Annotated in this window: 24 protein-coding genes; 12 read left to right on the forward strand and 12 right to left on the reverse strand. The window is 61.9% G+C overall.

The features are described 5' to 3' along the window. Window positions 1–48: 48 nt before the first annotated feature. Window positions 49–600: an RNA polymerase factor sigma-70 gene (locus M5B43_RS16200; RefSeq protein ID WP_248751039.1), complete on the forward strand. Its 552-nt coding sequence runs from the start codon at window positions 49–51 to the stop codon at window positions 598–600. 2 nt (window positions 601–602) lie between these two features. Here the strand turns inward: M5B43_RS16200 and M5B43_RS16205 are convergent, their stop codons facing one another. Continuing rightward, the gene (locus M5B43_RS16205) at window positions 603–1391 is read right to left on the reverse strand and encodes a transporter substrate-binding domain-containing protein (RefSeq protein ID WP_248751040.1); all 789 of its coding nucleotides are present in this window, start codon (window positions 1389–1391) and stop codon (window positions 603–605) included. A gap of 92 nt (window positions 1392–1483) precedes the next feature. After that, window positions 1484–2107 carry a TetR/AcrR family transcriptional regulator gene (locus tag M5B43_RS16210; protein WP_248751041.1) on the reverse strand — a complete coding sequence of 208 codons (624 nt, stop codon included), beginning with the start codon at window positions 2105–2107 and terminating at the stop codon, window positions 1484–1486. 153 nt (window positions 2108–2260) lie between these two features. Here M5B43_RS16210 and M5B43_RS16215 point away from each other — a divergent pair, with 153 nt between their 5' ends. The 8 genes from M5B43_RS16215 (at window position 2261) to M5B43_RS16250 (ending at window position 11482) form a co-directional block, all read left to right on the forward strand. Then, a complete protein-coding gene (locus M5B43_RS16215) occupies window positions 2261–4039 on the forward strand; it encodes an acyclic terpene utilization AtuA family protein (protein WP_248751042.1) in 1779 nt (592 codons plus the stop codon). A 12-nt stretch (window positions 4040–4051) separates the two neighbouring features. After that, complete coding sequence (locus M5B43_RS16220) at window positions 4052–4924, forward strand: SDR family oxidoreductase (protein ID WP_248751043.1); 873 nt, start codon at window positions 4052–4054, stop codon at window positions 4922–4924. Window positions 4925–4927: 3 nt separating this feature from the next. Beyond that, window positions 4928–6544, forward strand: a complete 1617-nt coding sequence (gene atuC / locus M5B43_RS16225) for a geranyl-CoA carboxylase subunit beta (RefSeq protein ID WP_248751044.1) — start codon at window positions 4928–4930, stop codon at window positions 6542–6544. Window positions 6545–6568: 24 nt separating this feature from the next. Next, entirely contained in the window at window positions 6569–7726 is a 1158-nt protein-coding gene (gene atuD, locus M5B43_RS16230) for a citronellyl-CoA dehydrogenase (protein ID WP_248751045.1), read from the forward strand. Beyond that, a complete protein-coding gene (locus tag M5B43_RS16235; protein ID WP_248751046.1) occupies window positions 7723–8484 on the forward strand; it encodes an enoyl-CoA hydratase-related protein in 762 nt (253 codons plus the stop codon). The genes atuD and M5B43_RS16235 overlap by 4 nt, the downstream gene beginning before the upstream one ends. Window positions 8485–8594: 110 nt before the next feature. Continuing rightward, window positions 8595–10517 carry an acetyl/propionyl/methylcrotonyl-CoA carboxylase subunit alpha gene (locus tag M5B43_RS16240; protein WP_248751047.1) on the forward strand — a complete coding sequence of 641 codons (1923 nt, stop codon included), beginning with the start codon at window positions 8595–8597 and terminating at the stop codon, window positions 10515–10517. Between the two features lie 74 nt (window positions 10518–10591). Further along, window positions 10592–11134 carry an exonuclease domain-containing protein gene (locus tag M5B43_RS16245; protein ID WP_248751048.1) on the forward strand — a complete coding sequence of 181 codons (543 nt, stop codon included), beginning with the start codon at window positions 10592–10594 and terminating at the stop codon, window positions 11132–11134. 63 nt (window positions 11135–11197) lie between these two features. Then, on the forward strand, window positions 11198–11482 hold the full coding sequence (locus M5B43_RS16250; RefSeq protein ID WP_248751049.1) for a pyrimidine/purine nucleoside phosphorylase: 285 nt from the start codon (window positions 11198–11200) through the stop codon (window positions 11480–11482). 49 nt (window positions 11483–11531) lie between these two features. On the opposite strand, the gene M5B43_RS16255 is transcribed toward M5B43_RS16250, so the two are convergent. Both M5B43_RS16255 and M5B43_RS16260 read right to left on the reverse strand, forming a co-directional pair. Next, a complete protein-coding gene (locus M5B43_RS16255) occupies window positions 11532–12338 on the reverse strand; it encodes an MOSC domain-containing protein (RefSeq protein ID WP_248751050.1) in 807 nt (268 codons plus the stop codon). A 38-nt stretch (window positions 12339–12376) separates the two neighbouring features. Beyond that, window positions 12377–13312, reverse strand: coding sequence for a chemotaxis protein CheV (locus tag M5B43_RS16260; protein ID WP_248751051.1), 936 nt, complete (start codon window positions 13310–13312; stop codon window positions 12377–12379). 554 nt (window positions 13313–13866) lie between these two features. Between M5B43_RS16260 and M5B43_RS16265 the strand changes: the two genes are divergently transcribed. From M5B43_RS16265 to M5B43_RS16275, 3 genes are all read left to right on the forward strand, one after another. Beyond that, a complete protein-coding gene (locus M5B43_RS16265) occupies window positions 13867–14316 on the forward strand; it encodes a hypothetical protein (protein WP_248751052.1) in 450 nt (149 codons plus the stop codon). Between the two features lie 370 nt (window positions 14317–14686). Then, window positions 14687–15580, forward strand: coding sequence for a sensor histidine kinase (locus M5B43_RS16270; RefSeq protein ID WP_248751097.1), 894 nt, complete (start codon window positions 14687–14689; stop codon window positions 15578–15580). Continuing rightward, entirely contained in the window at window positions 15577–16236 is a 660-nt protein-coding gene (locus M5B43_RS16275) for a response regulator transcription factor (protein WP_248751053.1), read from the forward strand. The genes M5B43_RS16270 and M5B43_RS16275 overlap by 4 nt, the downstream gene beginning before the upstream one ends. On the opposite strand, the gene yegS is transcribed toward M5B43_RS16275, so the two are convergent. The 8 genes from yegS to M5B43_RS16315 all read right to left on the reverse strand — a co-directional run bounded on the left by yegS (window position 16195) and on the right by M5B43_RS16315 (window position 22760). After that, complete coding sequence (yegS, locus tag M5B43_RS16280) at window positions 16195–17115, reverse strand: lipid kinase YegS (protein WP_248751054.1); 921 nt, start codon at window positions 17113–17115, stop codon at window positions 16195–16197. The two genes, M5B43_RS16275 and yegS, sit on opposite strands and share 42 nt — an antisense overlap. A 154-nt stretch (window positions 17116–17269) precedes the next feature. Next, window positions 17270–17662 (reverse strand): DUF2802 domain-containing protein, encoded by a 393-nt coding sequence (locus tag M5B43_RS16285; RefSeq protein WP_248751055.1) that lies wholly within the window; start codon window positions 17660–17662, stop codon window positions 17270–17272. After that, on the reverse strand, window positions 17663–18145 hold the full coding sequence (locus tag M5B43_RS16290) for a chemotaxis protein CheW (RefSeq protein ID WP_010564003.1): 483 nt from the start codon (window positions 18143–18145) through the stop codon (window positions 17663–17665). An 80-nt stretch (window positions 18146–18225) separates the two neighbouring features. Then, entirely contained in the window at window positions 18226–19017 is a 792-nt protein-coding gene (locus M5B43_RS16295; protein WP_248751056.1) for a CheW domain-containing protein, read from the reverse strand. Next, entirely contained in the window at window positions 19017–19805 is a 789-nt protein-coding gene (locus M5B43_RS16300) for a ParA family protein (protein ID WP_177000081.1), read from the reverse strand. Before M5B43_RS16300 ends, M5B43_RS16295 begins: the two co-directional genes overlap by 1 nt. 51 nt (window positions 19806–19856) lie before the next feature. After that, entirely contained in the window at window positions 19857–20744 is an 888-nt protein-coding gene (gene motD / locus M5B43_RS16305) for a flagellar motor protein MotD (protein ID WP_248751057.1), read from the reverse strand. A 142-nt stretch (window positions 20745–20886) separates the two neighbouring features. Next, on the reverse strand, window positions 20887–21627 hold the full coding sequence (locus M5B43_RS16310; RefSeq protein ID WP_005790033.1) for a flagellar motor protein: 741 nt from the start codon (window positions 21625–21627) through the stop codon (window positions 20887–20889). After that, entirely contained in the window at window positions 21627–22760 is a 1134-nt protein-coding gene (locus M5B43_RS16315) for a chemotaxis response regulator protein-glutamate methylesterase (RefSeq protein WP_248751058.1), read from the reverse strand. The genes M5B43_RS16310 and M5B43_RS16315 overlap by 1 nt, the downstream gene beginning before the upstream one ends. Window positions 22761–22803 lie beyond the last annotated feature (43 nt).

A 22803-nucleotide genomic window follows, 5' to 3' on the forward strand; every position in this document is an offset into this window, starting at 1 on the left:
CCGGCCAAGACGCCCTCCCCTAAACTCTTTTGCCACAAGGTGATTTCCATGACGGAACCAGTATCCACAGGCAGGTGCGACTCACCGCTGCTCCAGGCATTCGTCGACAATCGGCTGATCCTGGTAAAGATCGCGGCGCGCATAACCGGGTGCCGTTCCCGTGCCGAAGACGTGGTGCAAGACGCCTACTTCCGCCTGCAATCAGCACCAACGATCACGTCATCGTTCAAGGCCCAATTGAGTTATCTGTTCCAGATCGTGCGCAACCTGGCGATCGATCACTACCGCAAACAGGCACTGGAGCTCAAATACTCCGGGACGGAAGAAGAAGGCTTGAATGTGGTCATTCACGGCGCTTCACCGGAAACCTCCCACATCAACTTCAACACGCTGGAAAACATTGCCGACGCGCTGACGGCGTTGCCCAAGCGCACCCGCTACGCGTTCGAGATGTACCGCCTGCACGGCGTACCGCAAAAGGACATCGCCAAGGAACTCGGGGTTTCGCCGACCTTGGTGAACTTCATGATCCGGGATGCGCTGGTGCACTGCCGCAAGGTGTCGGGCAACCACAGCGATACGTTCGCGCGGCGGGTCTGACCTCAGGGCACCGCCATTACATCGATACGATACGGCTCGAAAATCTTCAACATCTCGCCATTGTCCCGCAGGCCCTTGAGCAATGCACCAAACGCTTCGCCCGTGATCGGCGCCTTGGGCCGCAGCAATGCGTAATGGTGGTAGACCTGATCGACGCGTTCGGACACCAGGAACTGCCCGGCCATTTCGGCGTTACGCGCCATGAAATCACTCAGGTATGAACGGGTGACCAAGGCGATATCCGCACGCCCGCGGGCGACCATCAGCAAGTTGCTGTCATGGGAATAGGTCAACGTGGCGTTGAAGTGTTCGGCCAGGTACTTGGGGTCGGGGTTGAAGTTGGCGAATGCATAGTGATAACCGCTGAAGACTGCCAGGCGCTTGCCGGTAAGGTCGGCGAAATAGCTTTGATCGCGGTCGGGTTCGCGCTGGGCGACGAAGATTTCCGCGTCTTCAAGCCCCATGTCGATGCTGGTATGGGGAATATTCTGCCAGCCCCAGGAAGGGTTTTCGAAAATCGCCATGTCAACTCGCCCCTGCTCGAAATCCCGAAAACGACGCGGGATGGAGGTCGGCACCAGCACAAACTGATAGTCGGTCTGCGCAGCGTTGAGGGCTTCGACCAATTGCGGCAGCAAGCCGGTGTCGGCACCTTGCTCAGGGCGCACCGTGTAGGGTGGAAAGTGCGCGGCACCCACCCTGACCAACTGAGCGGCACACACCTGCGTCCACGCTACGGTGCCGAGTGCCCATAAAGTAAGTCCTGCAGCCAGCCGCCATGGCGAAAACATCGAGGCACACACCGTTCAATATGCTGATGGCAATAAGCTAGGCGCTTTTAGCGGGCGAGACAACTTTCACCGGCAAATTAATAACTTGCACCTCAGTCCGCCTTCAGCACCATCAGCAAGGCTTCTTCAGCCAACTCTTCCAATGTCAGGCTGCCTTCGGCACGAAACCAGGTGGTGGTCCAGGACAAGGCGCCCGTCAGGAAGCGCCGGGTGATAAACACGTCACCGCGAATATAGCCGGCAGCCTTGGCTTCCCCCAGCACTTGCAACCAGAGTTCTTCATACACGTCACGCAGCGCCAGCACCTGGGCCTGGCCTTCGGCCGACAGCGAGCGCCATTCGTAGACCAGCACCGCCATCGCCTCGCCACTGCCACCCATGATGGACTGCAATTCACAGCGAATCAGCGCCAGCACACGCTCGCGGACGTTGCTTGCCTCTTCCAGCGAAGCGCGCATCATCGCCGTGTTGTAATGAATGGTTTCTTCCATCACCGCCCGCAGGATCTCATCCTTGCTCTTGAAGTGATGAAAAATGCTACCGGACTGGATACCCACGGCGCTGGCCAGGTCACGCACGGTGGTGCGCTCGAAGCCCTTGTTGCGAAACAGGTGAGCCGCGGTTTGCAGCAACTTGCCCCGGGCACTGTCGGGGTCGGTCAATTGGCCACCGTCGACCATGGTGCGCATCACCCGCAGGGCTTTGTGCTCATCCATGCTGCTCTCCTTCACTTCTACTGACGTCTTGGGCGGCAATTTAGGCCGTGGCAGCCACCCAAGCAAGCGCTTGGGCAAAACTTGTGTCCAGAGTTTACAAACCAAGCGCTTGCTTGGTAGTCTCCCGCCCAGCCATTCGGAGAAGGACTTCTCATGAACAAGACGGTTCGTATCGGCTGCGCCAGCGCTTTCTGGGGTGATACCTGCACCGCCGCCGCCCAGTTGGTGCACGGCGGAGCACTGGATTACCTGGTGTTCGACTACCTGGCGGAGGTCACGATGTCGATCCTCGCCGGCGCGCGAATGAAAGATCCCCAGGCCGGCTACGCCACGGACTTTGTCGAAGTCCTCACGCCGTTGCTGGCCGATATCCAGCGCCAGGGCATCCGCGTGATCAGCAACGCCGGTGGCATCAACCCCCTCGCCTGTGCCGCCGCCTTGCAAGCAGCCTGTGACAAGGCCCAGATCCCGCTGACCATCGCCGTGCTGCTGGGAGACGACCTGCAACCCCAGCTCAAGCAACTGCACGGCATCGTCGATATGTTCAACGGCACGCCGCTACCGCCCCTGTGCGTCAGCGCCAACGCCTACCTCGGCGCGCCGGGCATCGCGCAAGCGCTGAAACTGGGCGCGGACATTGTCATCACCGGCCGCGTGGTCGACAGCGCGGTGGTCAGCGCGGCGCTGGTGCATGAGTTCAATTGGTCATGGCAGGACTACGACCGCCTCGCCCAAGCCGCCCTGGCCGGGCATATCATCGAATGTGGCGCCCAGTGCACCGGCGGCAACTTCACCGATTGGCGCGACGTGCCGGACTACGAACACATCGGCTTTCCCATCGTCGAAGTCAGCGCCGATGGGCAATTTACCGTGAACAAGGTCGAGGGCAGCGGCGGGCTGATCAGTGAACTCAGCGTGGCCGAACAACTGCTGTATGAAATCGGTGACCCGCGCGCCTATCTATTGCCCGACGTGATCTGCGATTTCAGCCAGGTCACGTTGCGCCAACAAGGCAAAAACCAAGTGCACCTGCGCGGCGCCAAAGGCTTGCCACCGACCGCCCAATACAAAGTCAGCGCCACCTACCCCGACGGTTTTCGGTGTACCGCCAGTTGCCTGATCGCCGGTATCGACGCGGTGGCCAAAGCCGAACGGGTCAGCCAGGCGATCATCAACAAGACCTCGGAGCTGTTCCGCCAGCGCGGCTGGGCGCCGTACACCGAGGTGAACATCGAACTGCTGGGCAGCGAAGCCACCTACGGCGCCCACGCCCAACGCCAGGACTGCCGTGAAGTCGTGGTCAAGCTGGCCGTGCGACACCCCAGCAAACAGGCGCTGGTACTGTTTGCCCGCGAAATCGCCCAGGCCGCCACCGGCATGGCGCCGGGGCTGACCGGGATCGTCGGCGGGCGGCCCACGGTCTACCCGCTGATCCGGCTGTTTTCGTTCCTGATCGACAAATCGTCCTGCGACGTCGCCGTCGATTACCAGAACCAACGCCACACGGTTGAAAGGCCCGCCTCCACGTCATTGCTCACCCCGGCCGCCCCCATCGAGCCCCCCAAGCCGCAGGGCCGCGCCGACGCCAGCGTGTCCCTGGTGAAACTTGCCGTGGCGCGTTCCGGCGACAAAGGCAACCACAGCAATATCGGCGTGATCGCCCGCCACCCCGACTACCTGCCGTGGATCGCCGAAGCGCTGACCCCGGAGGTGATCGTCGACTGGATGGGCCACGTGCTCGACCCGATTCATGGCCGCATCGAACGCTGGTATATGCCCGGCAGCCACAGCCTGAATTTCGTCCTGGAAAATGCCTTGGGCGGCGGCGGCATGGCCAGCCTGCGCATCGACCCGCAAGGCAAGGCGTTCGCCCAGCAACTGCTGGAAATCCCCATCGCCGTGCCGCAACACATCGCAGATTCTCTTACCTAAAGGACCGTCGCCGTGGCCTTCGACTCGATCTTCAAAACCGGCCTGTTCCAAGGGCAAACCGTGATTGTCACCGGCGGCGGCAGTGGCATTGGCCGCTGCACCGCCCATGAACTGGCAGCGCTTGGCGCCCGCGTCATCCTGGTCGGACGCAAGCCGGAAAAGCTCCAGAAAGTCGCCGCAGAAATCGCTGAAGACGGCGGCAACGCGCAATGGCATGCCTGCGATATTCGCGATGAAGAGGCGGTGAAGGCGCAGGTTACGCAGATCATCCACGACCACGGCCCGATCCACGGCCTGGTGAATAATGCAGGCGGCCAATACCCGTCGCCGCTGGCGTCGATCAATCAAAAGGGCTTTGAAACCGTGCTGCGCACCAACCTCGTCGGCGGCTTCCTGATGGCTCGGGAAGTGTTCAACCAGTCGATGAGCACGCACGGCGGCGCCATCGTCAACATGCTCGCCGACATGTGGGGCGGCATGCCGGGCATGGGCCACTCGGGCGCGGCGCGTTCAGGCATGGACAATTTCACCAAAACCGCCGCGTTTGAATGGGGTTATGCCGGCGTACGCGTCAACGCCGTGGCGCCCGGCTGGATTGCCTCCAGCGGCATGGACACCTACGAAGGCGCGTTCAAGGCGGTGATCCCGACCTTGCGCGAACATGTGCCGCTCAAGCGCATCGGCACCGAGTCGGAAGTCAGCGCCGCCATCGTGTTTCTGCTCAGCCCGGCCGCCGCCTTCATCAGCGGCAGCACCTTGCGCATCGACGGTGCCGCCAGCCTGGGTAGCCGAGCATGGCCTTTGCCCAAGGCACAGCGGCCCAGTGAACCGTTCAATGGCTTCCACCGCGCCTACCTGCCCGATGTGCTCAAGGCGGAGCAATAAACCATGCCCGTGATCGAAACCCTGATAGACGCCCATAGCCCACAGTTCGCGCAAAACCGCGACGCCATGCTGGCCGCCATCGCGCAGTTGCGCCAGTTGGAACACAACCTGCTCGCCAAGGCGCAGGAAGCCAAACCCAAGTTCGACAAGCGCGGCCAGTTGCTGCCACGCGAGCGCCTCAACCTGCTGCTGGACCCCGGCGCGCCGTTCCTGGAGTTGGCTAGCCTGGCCGGCTACAAACTCCACGACGACAAAGACGGTAGCGCCGCCGGTGGCGGGCTGATCGCCGGCATCGGCTATGTCAGCGGCGTGCGCATGCTGGTGGTGGCGAACAACAGCGCGATCAAGGGCGGCACCATTTCCCCCAGCGGCTTGAAAAAATCCCTGCGCCTGCAACAGATCGCCATGGAGAACAAATTGCCGGTGGTGACCCTCGCCGAAAGCGGCGGCGCCAACCTCAATTACGCCGCCGAGATTTTCGTCGAAGGCGCGCGCAGCTTTGCCAACCAGGCGCGCATGTCGGCTATGGGCCTGCCGCAAATCACCGTGGTGCACGGCTCGGCCACGGCGGGCGGCGCGTATCAACCGGGGTTGTCGGATTACGTGGTGGTGGTGCGCGGCAAGGCCAAGCTGTTCCTCGCCGGGCCTCCGTTGCTCAAGGCGGCCACCGGCGAAGTCGCCACCGATGAAGCCTTGGGCGGCGCCCAGATGCATGCGCAAGTCGCCGGCACCGCTGAATACCTGGCGGAAAACGATGCCGATGGCGTGCGCATCGTGCGTGAAATCGTCGGCCTGCTGCCCTGGGATGACCACCTGCCGCGGGCCGCGAAACGCACCTACGCCGAGCCGTTGTACCCCATCGACGAGCTGCTCGGGCTGATCCCCGACGACCCGAAAAAACCCTACGACGTACGCGAAATCCTCGCGCGCCTGGCGGACGCCTCTCACTTCCTCGAGTTCAAGCACGAGTACGACGCCCACACCGTCTGCGGCCACCTGCACATCCAAGGCCGCGCCGTCGGTGTGATCGGCAATAACGGCCCCATCACACCCAAGGGCGCCAGCAAGGCCGCGCAGTTTATCCAGCTGTGTGACCAGAGCCGCACGCCGCTGTTGTTCCTGCACAACACCACCGGCTTCATGGTCGGCAGCGAGTCGGAACAGCAAGGCGTGATCAAGCACGGCGCGAAGATGATCCAGGCGGTGGCCAACGCCCGTGTGCCCAAACTCACGATTGTGGTGGGCGGCTCCTACGGTGCCGGCAACTATGCGATGTGCGGTCGCGGCCTGGACCCGCGCTTTATCTTCGCCTGGCCCAACAGCCGTACGGCGGTGATGGGTGGTGCTCAGGCGGGCAAGGTGCTGCGCATCGTCACCGAGGCCAAGCAACTGAAGGACGGCCTGGTGCCCGACCCCAAGGTGCTCGACATGCTCGAACAGGTCACCGCGCAAAAGCTCGACAGCCAGTCCACCGCCCTGTACGGCAGCGCCAACCTGTGGGACGACGGGCTGATTGATCCACGCGATAGCCGCACCTTGCTCGGTTTTCTACTGGATATCTGTCACGAAGCCGAACGGCGGCAACTGCAACCCAACAGCTTTGGCGTGGCGCGCTTCTAACGACGATCAGGAGAACGATAAAAAATGATTTTTACCCAGGAACACCAGGAACTGCGTCGCACCGTCCGCGCCTTCGTCGACCGCGAGATCAACCCCTATGTGGATGAATGGGAAAAAGCCGGGCGCTTCCCTATCCACGAAATTTTTCGCAAAGCCGGCGACCTCGGCCTGCTGGGCATTTCCAAGCCGGAGCAGTTCGGCGGCATGGGCCTGGACTACAGCTATTCCATCGTCGCCGCCGAAGAGTTCGGCACCATTCGCTGCGGCGGTATCCCCATGTCGATCGGCGTGCAGACCGACATGTGCACCCCCGCCCTCGCCCGCTTCGGCTCCGATGAACTGCGCGACGAATTCCTGCGCCCGGCCATCAGCGGCGAACACGTCGGTTGCATCGGCGTCTCGGAAACCGGTGCCGGGTCCGACGTGGCGGGGCTCAAGACCCATGCGCGCAAAGATGGCAGCGACTACGTGATCAACGGCAGCAAAATGTGGATCACCAACTCGCCCAGCGCCGACTTTATCTGCCTGCTGGCCAACACCTCCGACGACAAACCGCACGTCAACAAATCGCTGATCATGGTACCGATGAACACCCCGGGCATCAGCGTCAGCCCGCCCCTGGAAAAGCTCGGCATGCACAGCTCCGAGACCGCCCAAGTGTTCTTCGATGGCGTGCGCGTGCCACAGCGCAACCGCATCGGCCATGAGGGCGCGGGCTTCATGATGCAGATGCTGCAATTCCAGGAAGAACGCCTGTTTGGCGCGGCCAATATGATCAAGGGCCTGGAGTACTGCATCGACAGCACCATCGAATACTGCAAGGAGCGCCAGACCTTCGGCAAAGCGCTGATCGACAATCAGGTCATCCACTTCCGCCTGGCCGAACTGGCCACTGAGATCGAATGCCTGCGCGCGTTGGTCTACCAGGCCACCGAGCAATACATCAAAGGCCAGGACGTGACCCGCCTGGCCTCCATGGCCAAGCTCAAGGCCGGGCGCCTGGGCCGCGAAGTCAGTGACAGTTGCCTGCAATATTGGGGCGGCATGGGCTTCATGTGGGACAACCCGGTGGCCCGCGCCTATCGCGACGTACGCCTGGTGTCGATTGGCGGCGGTGCCGACGAAATCATGCTGGGCATCATCAGCAAACTGATGGGCACCTTGCCGGGGAAAAAGTCATGAACACCCTGTTGCTGGAGCCCCATAACGGCGTGTTGCACATCACCCTCAACCGCCCGCAATGCCGCAACGCCATGAGCCTGGAAATGGTCAATGAACTGCGCGCGGTCGTGGCGCAGTTGGACAGCCACGTGCGCGCGCTGGTGATCAGCGGTGCGGGTGGGCACTTCTGCGCCGGGGCGGATGTGAAGGACATGGTCCAGGCCGGCGGCCAGTTGCAGGCCCTGAACCGGGCGTTCGGCACATTGCTGCAAGAAGTAGAAGCGGTGCCCCAGGTGGTCATCGTCGTACTGCAAGGCGCCGTGCTGGGCGGTGGTTTTGGCCTGGCGTGCGTCAGCGATATTGCCCTTGCCGACCATCAGGCACAGTTCGGCTTGCCGGAGACCAGCCTGGGATTATTACCGGCACAGATTGCGCCGTTTGTGGTCAAGCGTATCGGCCTGACCCAGGCTCGCCGGCTGGCGCTGACGGCGGCGCAGTTTGATGGGGTGGAGGCTGGGCGGCTGGGGGTGGTGCATTTTGTGGAGCACGACCCGCAGGCGCTAGCCGAGCGATTGGATGAGGTGCTGGGGCAGGTGTTGCGCTGTGCACCGGGGGCTAATGGGCGGACCAAGGCGCTGTTGTTGGCGAGTGGGGCTGAACCGCTTGAAGAGGTGCTGGACCGAGGGGCGCAATGGTTTGCTGAAGCGGTGAGAAGTGAAGAAGGGATTGAGGGGACCCAGGCGTTTGTGCAGAAGCGCAGGCCGGGGTGGTGTAAATGACGTCATCGGAGCAAGCCCCCTCCCACATTTTGAAATGCGTTCCCACTGTGGGATTGGGCTTGCTCGCGATGAGGCCCGAACAAACACCCTACCAGCCAAGGGGTAACCCAATGCCTGCATTCACCAAGATCCTGATCGCCAACCGCGGCGAAATCGCCTGCCGCCTCCAGCGCACCGCCCAGGCATTGGGCTACAGGACCGTCGCCGTCTACAGCGTCGCCGACGCCCAGGCCCTGCACGTGCAGATCGCCGACGAAGCCGTCAACATCGGCGCTGCCCCGGTGCAGCAGTCCTACCTCAACATCCCGGCCATTCTCGAAGCGGCCAGGCTCACCGGCGCTGACGCGATTCACCCCGGCTACGGCTTCCTCTCCGAAAACCCCGATTTCGCCCGTGCCTGCGCACAAGCCGGGCTGGTCTTTATCGGCCCCAGCGCCGAGGCCATCGAGCTGATGGGCAGCAAGCGCTTGTCCAAACTCGCCATGCTCGAGGCCGGTGTGCCGTGCATTACCGGCTACCAAGGCAGTGCGCAGGACGACGTTACCCTGCAACAAGAGGCCCAGCGCATTGGCTTTCCGCTGATGATCAAAGCCAGCGCCGGCGGCGGTGGGCGTGGCATGCGCCTGGTCCACGACAGCACGCAACTGCAAGACCAACTGCGCACGGCCCGGTCCGAAGCCCTGAACGCCTTCGGCAGCGACGAACTGATCCTCGAACAGGCCCTGGTCGACCCGCGCCACGTCGAAATCCAACTGTTCGGCGACAGCCACGGCGACCTCATTTACCTGGGCGAACGCGACTGCTCGATTCAGCGTCGCCACCAGAAAGTCATCGAAGAAGCGCCCTGCCCCGTCATGACCCCGACGTTGCGGCACGCCATGGGCGAAGCCGCGCTCAAGGCCGGGCGCGCGGTGAATTACGTCGGCGCCGGCACCGTGGAATTCCTGCTCGATCGCAATGGCCGCTTCTATTTCCTGGAAATGAACACCCGCCTGCAAGTGGAGCACCCGGTCACCGAGCTGATCACAGGCCTGGACCTGGTGGACTGGCAACTGAGAATCGCCGCCGGTGAACCGCTGCCACTCAAGCAAGCCGACGTGACCCTGAGCGGCCACGCCATGGAAGTGCGCCTCTACGCTGAAGACCCGGCTCAAGGTTTCCTGCCGCAGACCGGCGACGTACTGCGCTGGGAGCCGGCCGACGGCGTACGGATTGACCACGGTGTTGTAGAAGGCCAGCGCATCAGCCCGTTCTATGACCCGATGCTGGGCAAGATCATCGCCCACGGCGCTACCCGCGAAGAAGCCCGGCGAAAATTGCTGCGGGCCGTGGAAGACACGGTATTGCTGGGGATGGCGACCAATCAGCGACTGCTTGCCGACCTGCTCAAGCACCCGAACTTTATCGGCGGCGCGTTCAGCACCGGCTTGATCGCCGAGCACTTCAACGAGATTGCCCCCCCGACCTTGACGGCTGAACACAGCGCCCTGGCTGCCGCGCTGTTTTACCAACACAGCGCCGCGACCCACCGCCAGGACTTATCCGGCTGGCGCAACAACGCCAGCGTGGCGTGGACCTATCGCCTGGCCATAAACGACGACGTCCAGGTGATCGCGGTCAGCGTGCTGGCCGCCAACCACCTGCAAGCCAATGGCATCGACATCCGCCATCTGAGCACCGATGGCCGTTGGGCCACCGTCGTACTCAATGGCATCCGCCGCCGTGTCGCTTACCACCTTGATGACACCCAGCTGTGGCTGCCCGGCGTGAAGGTGATCAACCGCACCCAACACATCGCCAACCGCCAGGCCGAACCCGATGGCGGCAGCGTCAAGGCGCCGATGGACGGCGCTATCGTCGACGTGCGTGTACGCGTGGGCGACAGCGTCAGTAAAGGCCAACTGCTGGTGGTGCTCGAAGCGATGAAAATGGAACATCCACTGACCGCGGGCATCGACGGCATCGTCAAGGGTGTGCAGGTGGTGACGGGCGATCAGGTGCGCAATCGTCAGGTTCTGCTGGAGATCGAATAAGTCCCTAGGCGGAACTACAAGGCCCGGCTACGCTCTATCCCCATCAGGAAGGGACGAGTACGGGAACCTGCACGATGCCTCATTGGCTGATTATTGACCTTGAAGCCACAACGGATGAAGGCGGCTGGCCCGTGACGGAGATGGAAGTCATCGAGATCGGCGCCAGCCTGGTCAACCGCCAGGGCCGCGAACTGGATCACTTCCAGCGTTTTGTGCGGCCGCTGCGTCGACCATTGCTGACACCCTTCTGTCGTCAACTCACCCATATCACCCAGGCCAACATGGACGCTGCTGCACCGATAACCGAGGTGTGGCCGCTGTTCGAGCGCTGGCTGGGCCAGCATCGGGCGCGCCTGGAAGGTTGGGCCAGCTGGGGCGATTATGACCGCGTACAACTGGAGCTCGAATGGCAGCGCCATGGCCTGGCCAGTGCGCTGCTTGAGATACCCCATGTGAACCTCAAGCAGCGCTTCGCCAAGGCCCGGCGCCTGGACAAACCGCTGGGGCTCAATGGCGCCCTGCAACTGGCGGGGATGCAGTTCCATGGCCAGCAGCATCGGGCACTGGAGGACGCACGTAACACCGCACGCCTGCTGCCCTTGATTTTGCCGGTCTAGGCAGCTTCCCTGGGCTTGGGCATACTGGCCGACCTTTCCAGACCCTTTTCCGAGGATTCACCCATGTTCAAAGTCAACGAGTACTTCGACGGCACCGTCAAGTCGATCGCTTTCGGCACCGCAGAAGGTCCGGCGACCATCGGCGTGATGGCTCCGGGTGAATACGAATTCGGCACCGCCCAGCGTGAGATCATGCACGTGGTGTCCGGCGCCCTGACCGTCAAGCTGCCAGACGCCAACGCGTGGGAAACCTTCGCCGCCGGCAGCCAGTTCAACGTACCGGCCAACAGCAAGTTCCAACTCAAGGTCGCGGTCGATACCGCTTACCTGTGCGAATACCGCGGCTAAGCGTTCGAGCGGTCAAAAAAACGCCCGTCTCCCAGGAGACGGGCGTTTTTTATTCCAGCACCGTCACCGGCATCCCGACCGCCAGTTGGCCGATACCATCGTTGACCAGGTTCTGGCCAAACATCACATCCCCATCCTGCTCGCGATAGGTCTTGAGGGTCGTCAACGGTTCGCGGTCGTCGCTGCGTTCGCCACTGCTGGGATCGATGGTGGTGAGGATGCAGCGTGAGCAGGACTTGACCACGCGAAACTCCACGTCGCCGATGCGCAAGCGCTTCCAGCCATCTTCGGCAAAGGCCTCGCTGCCCTCGATCACCAGGTTGGGGCGAAAACGCAGCATGTCCATGGGCCGACCGATGCGTTGGGACAGGTCGTCCAACGAGGCTTGGCCAATGAGTAGCAACGGGAACCCATCGGCAAACCCGACCTGGTCATCGTCCCGGCCGTAGCCATCTTGTGTGGTGCGCGCACGCTCAAGTGGCACCTGCACCAGGCGCGTCGGCTTGCCGATAAAATCACTGACCCAGGCCGCCGCTTCGTCGCCCGCGTCCGGCACACGCAACGTGTCGCGCCAGATCGTGACGCCGCGCAACGGGGCCGCGCTGCCCGGCAGCGCCACCTCCAGCGGTGCAGTGCCCGGTGTACTCAGGGTCAGGCCACCGGCAGCGTTCCACAGGGCCGACAACTGGCTCATCTTCGCCACAGCCCGCTGCGTGAGGAAACGGCCGCTGGCTTCGTCCACCAGCATCCAGCGTCGATCTCCGTCCAGCCCGAGTTTATCCAGGCCGATGTGCTGCAAGGTTTCGGCCTTGCCGGACTTCAGGGGGTAACGGTAGAGCGCGCTGAGACGAAGCATGGGCCTGCATTCCTGGGAAACAAAGTGTCATCCTAAAGTCAGGCGGGCACTTCGTCCAACATCAGTCGCTGGCGCACCACATCCACCAGCTTGTCCGGCTGGAATTTGGAGAGGAAATTGTCGCACCCGACTTTCTTGACCATCGAGTCGTTGAAACTGCCCGACAACGAGGTGTGCAGCACCACGTAGAGGCCACGTAAACGCGGGTCGTTGCGGATCTCGGTGGTGAGCCGGTAGCCATCCATCTCGGGCATTTCGGCATCGGTGAAGATCATCAGCAGTTTGTCGGTCATCACCTGGCCACTGTCAGCCCAGGCTTTGAGCATGTTCAGCGCCTTGAGGCCATCACTGGCGATGTGCATCTTCACGCCCAACTGGCCCAGGGTGTCACGCAACTGCGAAAGAGCCACGTTGGAGTCGTCTACCAGCAGCACTTCACGGCCACGGGCGCGTTCCAATACCGGGTCTTCGAGTTTTTCACGGGAGACCTTGGCGTTGTAGGGCACGATCTCGGCGAGCACTTTTTCCACATCGATGATTTCCACCAACTGGTCATCGACCTTGCTGATGGCCGTGAGGTAATGCTGGCGACCGGCACTGGTCGGCGGCGGCAGGATCGATTCCCAGGTCATGTTGACGATGCGGTCGACGCCGCCCACCAGGAACGCCTGCACCGAGCGGTTGTACTCGGTAACGATGATGGTGCTGTTGGGCCCAGGCACCAACGGACGCATGCCGATGGCCTGGGACAGGTCGATCACCGGCAAGGTCTGGCCACGCAGGTTGACCACGCCGCACACAAAGGGATGGCGCTGCGGCATCAGGGTCAGCTTGGGCAGTTGCAGCACTTCCTGCACTTTAAACACGTTGATCGCGAACAGCTGCCGTCCGGCCAGGCGAAACATGAGAATCTCCAGGCGATTCTCACCCACCAGTTGCGTGCGTTGATCTACGGTGTCGAGAATGCCGGCCATTAAAAGCTCCTGATATACGCGTGGGTTTCGCGCTGAGGGATTGTGCTACTTACTAACACTTGTTATCGGCGGCAAGCGCCAGACCTTGACCCCTGTAAAATGCCACGTAAATGCATTGATGTCACACTGACATCATGCTTTACTGCAATTGCCTCTCCCTGGGGCAAAACGACGGCCTTGCGCGACACTCAAATCGACGCGAGGTTCCGCCATGTAAGGGATTCCCCTATACACAATCAGGCCCAACCTGATATTCGCGATATCTAATAGCCATTAATGTGACGCCATTCTCATTGCATGAATGGAGTCAGGCTTTTGTTTGCCATGCCAAGCCCACGGCCCACGGGTCTTTCAGGCACTTACGTGTCGGCAACTGAAGGTGTGCAAACGCCCCGAATAGCGGGGGCCATGCACGGCTTTCGTGAGTATTCCAATAACGGTCCTACGAAAGTCTCAGAAGCGACCTACAGATTCCAGTCATATTTCAGCGCTAGTTTTAAGCCATTCACCCGGTGCGACATCTCATCACCCGACCTTATGTTGTGGAGACTTGTATGATGAATAGCGCAAACGAATGGCAAACTGCACTTCCCGAGTTTCTGCTGGAAGCCGAAATGCTGCTGGCCAAGTCGCAAGAGTGCCTGAGCCATCTGCATCTGATCCGCAACGATAGCGACGCCATCGACTGCATGAAAGCAAGCCTGGCCAAACTGGCTGAAAAGGCCGAGGGCCTGGCTTTGCAGGCGATCAGCGAGTTCTCCCGGCATCTTCAATACCTGATCGCTAACGCCGTGAGCCCCATGCAACTGCATGACCAGGCGCTGGATGCCCTGCACGACTGCCTGACGTTGCTGGCCTGGCAACTGGAACTGATCGACACCCGTACGGGCGAACTGGGCCTGGATGAAAGTGAGCAAACTTCATTGATTGCGACGGTCACCTTGCAGATCCCGCAAAGAGACTATGGCTATAAACCGCAGCAACGTCTGCATCACACAGGTTGAGGCGCGAGCAGGTCGTATTTAATACCTGGGTTATCCAAAAACGACCGTCACCCTAAAAAGGCGTCATCGATTTGCGGGCAAAATAAATATCAATTAGCCATCCATGCGTTAACCCTGCAAACCCACTCTAATAATTAAAACAACTGCCCTCTTTGAACGCTGGGATTACCGCCCAGGGTATTGGCGTGGTTAATACATCAGACGGGCACGGCGCCAGGCGACCAACGGTAATAGTGGTGGTACTATGCCCCGCTCGAAGTGATTCAACTTCATTATGGATAACAACGATTCGGCACCGCATTCCCAACAGAGCCCCGTCAGCCGCCGTGACCGGTCTTCCAGCCGCGAACCCTCATTGGCTCCATCCGCTATGTACGCCAGCCTCAAGTCACTTATCGCAAGGTCCGTGCCCCGCCGCCATGCTCGTCGCATCATCATTGCCCTGTGCCTGTGCTCGCTGTCGGTCAGCCTGTGGGCGTACCTGCAAGCGGCGCCGCTGCCGTTAGTGGTCCTGATACTCAACCTGGCTACATGGGTGGTGGTGGGTCTGCAACAGTGGAGTTCGCGTAAATCCATCAAGTTCCAGCCCCAGGAGTTGGCCGACCGCCTGCTGCAAGTCCAGGAAAACGAGCGCCATCGCCTCAGTCGCGAACTGCACGACGATATCGGCCAACTGCTGACCGCCGCCAAGCTGCAAAGCGAATGGCTGCAACGCCGCTTGCCGCAAGACCTGCAAAGCCAATGCTCGGTGCTGTGCAACACCCTCACTGAAACCCTGGCCAAGGTGCGCGACGTGTCCGCCATCCTCAACCCGCGCCAATTGGCCAGCCTGGGCCTGGAAGCCAGCCTGCGCGCGCACTTGCTCAAGACCCTGGAAAACACCCAGGTAAGCTGGAGCCTGGAATGCCAGCAGCGGTTGACCGGTATCCCCGAAGAAACGGCCGTGGCGGCCTTTCGCATCACCCAGGAAGCCGTGACCAACATGCTCCGTCACGCCCAGGCGCATAATTTGCTGGTGCGCCTGCAACGCCTGCCCGAGGGCCTGTCGCTGATGATCTGCGATGACGGCCTGGGTTTCTCGCCCGCCATCAACCCTGGCAGGGAAGGCCAACGGGGCATGGCGGGTATGTCCGAGCGGATAGATCAACTGGGGGGCAACTTGTCCGTCAGCAGCCAGCCAGGCAAAGGGACGCGGATCGAAGCGCTTTTCCCCTGGGCGCCCCGCGCCCTCCAACGGGCCAGCGCCCCTAAGGTTCTCGAGTGACCTGCAATTTACTCCTGGTGGATGACCACGCCCTGATTCGCGCCGGCGTACGCGCGTTGATCCAGGATATTCCAGGCTACGCCGTGATCGGCGAAGCCAGCGACGGTGCGCAATTGCTGGAGTCATTCAGCGCCTTGCAGCCGGATATCGTCTTGCTGGACCTGTCGATGAAACACACCGGCGGCCTGGATGCCTTGCAGCAACTCAAGAGCGCCTACCCCAAGAGCAAGGTGCTGATCCTGTCGATGCACACCGACCCCGAGCTGATCATGCGCGCGCTGGAGTCCGGCGCCCACGGCTACCTGCTCAAGGACACCACCGCCAACGAGCTGGAACACGCGCTGCTGGCCCTGCGCAACAACGAGCGCTACCTGAGCCCCGCCATTGCCCACACGGTGATCAATCAGGCGCTGATCCGCAGCCAGGGGCCCTACGTGCCCGTCGCCCACAGCCATAACCTCACGGCGCGCCAGCTGGAAATCCTGCGCTTGATCGTACGCGGCAAGTCCACCCGGGAAATTGCCCTGGGCCTGGGCCTGAGCATCAAGACCGTCGAAGCACACCGCTCGCAGATCATGAAGCGCTTGCAGATATTCGACGTGGCCGGCCTGGTGTTATTCGCCGTTCGCGAGCAGATCATCAGCCTGGACGACTAGCGGCGAGCCCAGTGGCAGGTGCACGCGCAGGGCCTTGGGTAAGGCGCAGAAGCGCAGGTCATCGCCTTTCAACGGTTCGCCGTCCAAGTTGATGTACAGCCCTTCGGCCACTTTGATCTCGACCCAGGGCAGTCGCGCCCGCACAAACATCGTGTCCAGGCCCCAGCCGTCACTCATCAGGGTCAGCAAGGTGCCGACCACTTCCTGAGGCGCCGGCAAGATGCTGATATCCAGCAAGCCATCATCGGCCAATGCTCCCGGGCACAACACGTGCCCGCCACCGGCCTGGCGACCGTTGCCGATACCCAGTGCGAGCAAGTCACCTTTCCAGTGAAACCCCGGCCCTTCCAGCTCGCCATAGGCGGCCTTCAACTCACTGAAGCGTGTCAGGCCGGTGAACAGGTAAGCGGCGCCACCGAGCACTTTTTTCAAATCTTCGGAGGTGTTGGCGGTGACCTGGCTGCCAAAGCCGCCAGTGGCCATATTGAGGAAGACCTGCCCGCCGACCTGGCCGAGGTCGATGGCCTTGGGGGCGACGTCCAGCAGTGCCAGGGCGTCTGCCGGTTGCAATGGCACACCGGCGGCGCGGGCGAAATCGTTGGCGGTGCCCAGCGGCATCAGCACCAGGCCGGCATCGGTCTTGGCCAGCACCATCGCCTCGGCTACATCGCGCAGGGTGCCGTCGCCGCCGCCGGCGATGATGTGCGTATACCCGCCCTCCAGCGCCTCGTTGACCAGGCGCTGGGCATCGCCGCCCTCCCAGGTCACCCGCACCGCCAGCTCCCAACCCTGCTCGCGCCGGGCGAGCACGGCAGCGCGCACCTCCTCGTTGAGGGCTTGCTTGCCGTGAAGGATTAACAGTGCCTTGGGGGTGCTCATTGCGGGGAATCTCCTGGGTCAAAGGTACATGAAGGATGTTGACCTTTGGGCAGGGGAAAAAAGTCTGTGGGATGGAAAATTAAAACGCCGGCAGATCCAAATGAGGGAGCAAGCCCCCTCCCACATTTGAACCGAGATCGACAGGCAAGACCGGTCAGTTCTTATGCAACTTACTCATCAACTGCGCCTCAGCCTGGGTCAACCCACACGACTGCGTCAGCTCATCCACGGTCGCGCCCATGCCCACCAACTTGGCGGCCTGGGCAAACGACAGGCTCGAAGGATCACGCTGTTCCAACTGCGCCAGCTTGTCCGGCAACGGCCCGAGGATCGCGCGCAGTTCATGCACTTCATCCCCTACCCGCACCGCGCTCTGCTGGAAGTGATCAACGCGCTTGACCACGTCCAGAACGCGCCGGTCGCGCACGGCATCGCGCTCAGCCTGTTGCAAGGCCAACTCGCGTTGCTGGCGCATGTAGCGCAGCAGGAATGCCAGCGTCCCGGCCCACAACAGGGCCAGAACAATCACCGCCGCCTCAAGGAACAATCAGATGCTCTCCAGTTCCGACCATTCTTCTTCGCTCATCATCTTGTCCAGCTCAACCAGAATCAGCAGTTCGCCGTTCTTGTTGCACACGCCCTGGATGAACTTGGCGGATTCTTCGTTACCGACGTTCGGCGCGGTTTCCACTTCCGATTGGCGCAGGTAAACCACTTCGGCCACGCTGTCGACCATGATCCCGACCACTTGCTTGTCGGCCTCGATGATGACGATACGGGTGTTGTCGTTGACTTCAGTGGGCACCAGGCCAAAGCGCTGGCGGGTGTCGATCACCGTGACCACGTTGCCGCGCAGGTTAATGATGCCCAGCACGTAGCTTGGCGCACCCGGGACCGGCGCGATCTCGGTGTAGCGCAGCACTTCCTGCACGCGCATGACGTTGATGCCATAGGACTCGTTGTCCAGTTTGAAGGTCACCCATTGCAGGATCGGATCATCCAAACCTTGTGCGGACGCTGACTTATTCATCTCTCTGACCCCTTCAAATGCCGTTCGACACGGCGTGTGTTCTTCTCTGACCGCACTCACAGGCGGCCCTATTTGTTCAATCAACTGCGTTTGTTCGGCGCCATTGCCTTGACCGCACCGCTGGCGATCAACTCGGCCAGTTCTGCCACGTCCAGCAATGCGCACATGTGTTCGATCACGGTGCCCGCCAACCACGGCCGCTGGCCACGGTGGCTACGCCATTTGATTTCGTTGGGATCCAGGCGCAATGAGCGGCTGACCTGATGCACCGCCAGCCCCCACTCGTAGCCCTGCACCGAGATCACGTATTGCAAACCCTGGCGGAAGTCGTCGCGGTAGCGGTCGGGCATTACCCAGCGCGCGGTGTCCAGCACCTTGAGGTTGCCGGCCTGGCTCGGCAGGATGCCGAGGAACCACTCCGGTTGCCCGAACAACGGTGTCAGCTCCTGGCCTTCCAGGGAATAGATCGATCCCAGGCACACCAACGGTACTGCCAGGGTCAGCCCGGCGACGTCGAACAGCAGGCATTCGAACGGCTCGGCGGCCCATGACGGGCGACCATCAGCAGTGACCGGCGGCGGCGTAATGCTGGGTGGCAGGTGGACCTCCACCACCGGTTCGACCACCGTCGATTCCACCACGGCAGGCGCGATCGGGACCACTTCAGGCACGGCCACGACGTGTGCATCACGCGCCTGCTCTTCCAGGACCGCCAACTGGAATTCATCCAGTGTGCCTTGCGGTTCTACGGCGGGCTCGAGTACCAGGATCGGTTCTGGCAGTTCCTCTGCGGTCGCTTCCTGCAGCAAGGCGTCCAGGTAGGACTCCAGTGCCAGTTGCGGCCGGGTCTTGAGTTCGACGGGACGATTCATCACGCGACCTGCGCCACAAGCTGTTGCGACAGCAAGTGCTTGAGTAAGGCGCGATAGGCCAGCACACCACGGCTTTTTCCATCGAATTGCGAAGGCGTGAGGCCCGCTCGGCTGGCATCACGCAGCCGCGTGTCCACCGGAATGTAGCCTTGCCAGATGGTGTCCGGATAAGCGTCACGCAACACGCGCAAAGTCCCCAGGGACGCCTGGGTGCGGCGGTCGAACAAGGTCGGCACGATACTGAACGGCAACGCCTGCTTGCGTGAGCGGTTGATCATCGCCAGGGTACTGACCATGCGTTCCAGGCCCTTGACCGCCAGGTGCTCGGTCTGCACCGGGATCACCAACTGCTGGCTGGCCGCCAAAGCGTTGACCATCAGCACACCGAGCAACGGCGGGCTGTCGATAATCGCGTAATCGAAGTCCTGCCATAGCTGCGCCAGGGTCTTGGCAATCACCAGGCCCAAGCCGCTTTGCCCCGGCGACTGGCGCTCAAGGGTGGCCAGGGCGGTGCTCGACGGCAGCAGGGAAATACTTTCGTTGCTGGTGGGCAGCAGCAATTGCCCAGGCAAGTCTGCCGGTACGCTGCCCTTGTGCAAGAACAGGTCATAGCAGCTGTGCTCCAGCGCATCCGGGTCGTAGCCGAAATAGCTGGTCATGGAGCCGTGAGGGTCCAGATCGACCACGACCACGCGCTTGCCCGCCTCTGCCAGCAAGCCGGCTAAGGCGATGGAGGTGGTGGTCTTGCCGACTCCACCCTTTTGATTGGCAACTGCCCAGACTCTCATTCAGTGGGTTCCTCCCGGTGGGCATAGGCGCGACCGAGACATTGCATAAGGTTATTGGGCCGGCGACGGAGAATTGACGGCGCTCTGACGAACCGGCGGCTTAACGGTTGGCGGTGCAGTTTGTGTGCCAGCCCGCTTCAATGCCGCATCCGGTGTTGCATTGGCGGTGCCGGTGCCAGTCAGGCTGCGGCGCACATCCAGGTTGCGTGACACCACCAGCACCACACGGCGGTTGCGCGCGCGGCCTTCGGCGGTGGCGTTATTGGCCACCGGCTGGAATTCACCATAGCCGACCGACGCCAGGCGCTGTGGGTTCACCCCCTGCATCGCCAACATGCGCACAATGCTCGACGCACGCGCCGATGACAGCTCCCAGTTGGTCGGATACTGCGCGGTGCTGATCGGGAAATTGTCGGTAAAGCCTTCGACGTGAATCGGGTTTTCAAACGGTTTGAGGATCGCCGCCACCTTGTCGATGATGGTAAACGCCTGATCGCTCGGCAAGGCATCGGCACTGGCGAACAGCAGGCTGGAGTTCAGCTCGATCTCCACCCATAGCTCATTGCCGCGCACGGTCATCTGGTTGGAACTGATCAGGTCGCCAAACGCGGCGCTGATATCGTCGGCGATGCTTTTGAGCGGGTCGCTGGTGCCACCGATGCCGGCAGCGGTTTCATCGCTGTCGCTGACCAACGGCTTGGCCGGGGTCACGGTCTTGGGCCGCTCCTCGCCGATGGGGATCGGCTTGAGGGCACGGTCGGTGTCGCTGAACACACCGATCAGGGCCTGGGAAATGACTTTGTATTTGCCTTCGTTGATCGACGAGATGGAGTACATCACCACGAAAAACGCGAACAACAAGGTGATGAAGTCCGCGTAGGACACCAGCCAGCGCTCATGATTGACGTGTTCTTCGGGCTCGCGACGGCGACGGCTCACAGGCACTCCCCTCCACACACCGACCCCACTGTAGGAGCGAGCTCGCTCGCGAAAGACGCAAGGGCAACGCGCTCATCCAGGATGCACGCGTTATCGTTGACGTTTTTCGCGAGCAAGCTCGCTCCTACACGGTTCATACCCATCAATCCATGAAGCCCTGGAGCTTCAGTTCAATAGAGCGTGGGTTCTCACCCTCGGCAATCGACAGGATGCCCTCAAGCAACATCTCGCGATAACGGGACTGGCGCATGGCAATCGACTTGAGCTTGCTGGCCACCGGCAACAGCACCAGGTTGGCGCTCGCAACACCATAGATGGTCGCGACGAACGCCACGGCAATGCCGCTGCCCAGTTGCGACGGATCGGCCAGGTTGCCCATCACGTGGATCAGGCCCATCACCGCACCGATGATGCCGATGGTCGGCGCATAGCCGCCCATGCTCTCGAAGACTTTGGCGGCGTTGATGTCGCGGCTTTCCTGGGTGTAGAAGTCCACTTCCAGGATGCTGCGAATCGCTTCCGGCTCGGCGCCGTCCACCAGCAATTGCAGGCCCTTGCGCGCGTAGCTGTCGGGTTCGGCATCCGCCACGCCTTCAAGGCCCAGCAGGCCCTCCTTGCGCGCGGTGAGGCTCCAGTTGACCACACGGTCGATGCCGCCTGGCAGGTCGACACGTGGCGGGAAAATGATCCACACCAGAATCTGCATGGCACGCTTGAACGAGCTCAGGGGCGACTGCAACAGCGCCGCGCCCACGGTGCCGCCAATCACGATCAGGGCCGCCGGGCCGTTGGCCAAGGCGCCCAGATGGCCGCCCTCGAGGTAGTTGCCGCCAATGATTGCGACAAACGCCATCGTGATGCCAATCAGGCTCAAGACATCCATCAGAGGCAAGCCTCCACCAGATGCTTGCCGATGTCGTCCAGGCTGTAGACGGCGTCGGCCAGGTCAGCCTTGACGATGGCCATGGGCATGCCATAGATCACGCAACTGGCTTCGTCCTGGGCCCAGATGGCGCTGCCGCCCTGCTTGAGCAGGCGCGCACCTTCACGACCATCGGCGCCCATGCCGGTGAGCACCACCGCCAGAACTTTGTCGCCGTAGGACTTGGCCGCCGAACCGAAGGTAATATCCACGCACGGCTTGTAGTTAAGGCGCTCATCGCCTGGCAGGATTTTGATCGCGCCACGGCCATCGACCATCATCTGCTTACCACCCGGCGCCAGCAGCGCCAGGCCAGGACGCAGGATATCGCCATCCTCGGCTTCCTTGACGCTGATGCGGCACAGCTTGTCCAGGCGCTCGGCAAACGCCTTGGTGAACGCGGCCGGCATGTGCTGGATCAACACAATCGGCGCCGGGAAGTTGGCCGGCAACTGGGTCAATACTCGCTGCAAGGCTACCGGGCCACCGGTAGACGTACCGATAGCGACGAGTTTGTAAGCCTTGCGCTTGGGCGCCCCCGAATGGGCGCTCGACGCAGCGGCACGCACCGGCGCCACGGCGGGGCGCGCCACCGGAGCCGGTGCCGCACGCGCGAACGACGAGCTCGGCGCAGCCGCTGCGGCAACCGGGGCCGGCGTTGGGGCCGGGGCTGGCGTGCTGAACAGGCTGCGACGGTTACTGCGGGAAATGCTGTGCACCTTCTCGCACAGCATCTGCTTGACCTTCTCGGGGTTGCGCGAGATGTCTTCGAAATTCTTCGGCAGGAAGTCCACCGCACCGGCGTCCAGCGCGTCCAGGGTCACCCGGGCGCCTTCGTGAGTCAGCGAGGAGAACATCAACACCGGGGTCGGACAGCGCTGCATGATGTGGCGCACGGCCGTGATGCCATCCATCATCGGCATCTCGTAGTCCATGGTGATGACGTCCGGCTTCAACGCAATGGCTTGATCAATCGCCTCTTTGCCGTTGGTGGCCGTGCCGACCACCTGAATCGTTGGATCGGCGGAAAGAATTTCCGAGACGCGGCGGCGGAAGAAACCCGAATCGTCCACCACCAGGACCTTGACTGCCATAAACACTCCGTTAGGCGGGGCGGGCAAAACCGCCCATGCCCCA

It is taken from the genome of Pseudomonas sp. MWU15-20650 (genome assembly GCF_023242475.1).
Taxonomy (GTDB): Bacteria; Pseudomonadota; Gammaproteobacteria; order Pseudomonadales; family Pseudomonadaceae; genus Aquipseudomonas.

Coding starts and splice junctions, on each gene's coding strand:
- M5B43_RS16240 (WP_248751047.1), top strand. CDS start 8,595: ATGCCTGCATTCACCAAGATCCTGATCGCCAACCGCGGCGAAATCGCC.
- M5B43_RS16260 (WP_248751051.1), bottom strand. CDS start 13,312: ATGGCCGGCATTCTCGACACCGTAGATCAACGCACGCAACTGGTGGGT.
- M5B43_RS16300 (WP_177000081.1), bottom strand. CDS start 19,805: ATGAGAGTCTGGGCAGTTGCCAATCAAAAGGGTGGAGTCGGCAAGACC.
- M5B43_RS16255 (WP_248751050.1), bottom strand. CDS start 12,338: ATGCTTCGTCTCAGCGCGCTCTACCGTTACCCCCTGAAGTCCGGCAAG.
- atuD (WP_248751045.1), top strand. CDS start 6,569: ATGATTTTTACCCAGGAACACCAGGAACTGCGTCGCACCGTCCGCGCC.
- M5B43_RS16315 (WP_248751058.1), bottom strand. CDS start 22,760: ATGGCAGTCAAGGTCCTGGTGGTGGACGATTCGGGTTTCTTCCGCCGC.
- M5B43_RS16200 (WP_248751039.1), top strand. CDS start 49: ATGACGGAACCAGTATCCACAGGCAGGTGCGACTCACCGCTGCTCCAG.
- M5B43_RS16265 (WP_248751052.1), top strand. CDS start 13,867: ATGATGAATAGCGCAAACGAATGGCAAACTGCACTTCCCGAGTTTCTG.
- M5B43_RS16290 (WP_010564003.1), bottom strand. CDS start 18,145: ATGAATAAGTCAGCGTCCGCACAAGGTTTGGATGATCCGATCCTGCAA.
- M5B43_RS16270 (WP_248751097.1), top strand. CDS start 14,687: ATGTACGCCAGCCTCAAGTCACTTATCGCAAGGTCCGTGCCCCGCCGC.
- atuC (WP_248751044.1), top strand. CDS start 4,928: ATGCCCGTGATCGAAACCCTGATAGACGCCCATAGCCCACAGTTCGCG.
- M5B43_RS16310 (WP_005790033.1), bottom strand. CDS start 21,627: ATGGATGTCTTGAGCCTGATTGGCATCACGATGGCGTTTGTCGCAATC.
- M5B43_RS16245 (WP_248751048.1), top strand. CDS start 10,592: ATGCCTCATTGGCTGATTATTGACCTTGAAGCCACAACGGATGAAGGC.
- M5B43_RS16215 (WP_248751042.1), top strand. CDS start 2,261: ATGAACAAGACGGTTCGTATCGGCTGCGCCAGCGCTTTCTGGGGTGAT.
- M5B43_RS16205 (WP_248751040.1), bottom strand. CDS start 1,391: ATGTTTTCGCCATGGCGGCTGGCTGCAGGACTTACTTTATGGGCACTC.
- yegS (WP_248751054.1), bottom strand. CDS start 17,115: ATGAGCACCCCCAAGGCACTGTTAATCCTTCACGGCAAGCAAGCCCTC.
- M5B43_RS16210 (WP_248751041.1), bottom strand. CDS start 2,107: ATGGATGAGCACAAAGCCCTGCGGGTGATGCGCACCATGGTCGACGGT.
- M5B43_RS16250 (WP_248751049.1), top strand. CDS start 11,198: ATGTTCAAAGTCAACGAGTACTTCGACGGCACCGTCAAGTCGATCGCT.
- M5B43_RS16235 (WP_248751046.1), top strand. CDS start 7,723: ATGAACACCCTGTTGCTGGAGCCCCATAACGGCGTGTTGCACATCACC.
- M5B43_RS16295 (WP_248751056.1), bottom strand. CDS start 19,017: ATGAATCGTCCCGTCGAACTCAAGACCCGGCCGCAACTGGCACTGGAG.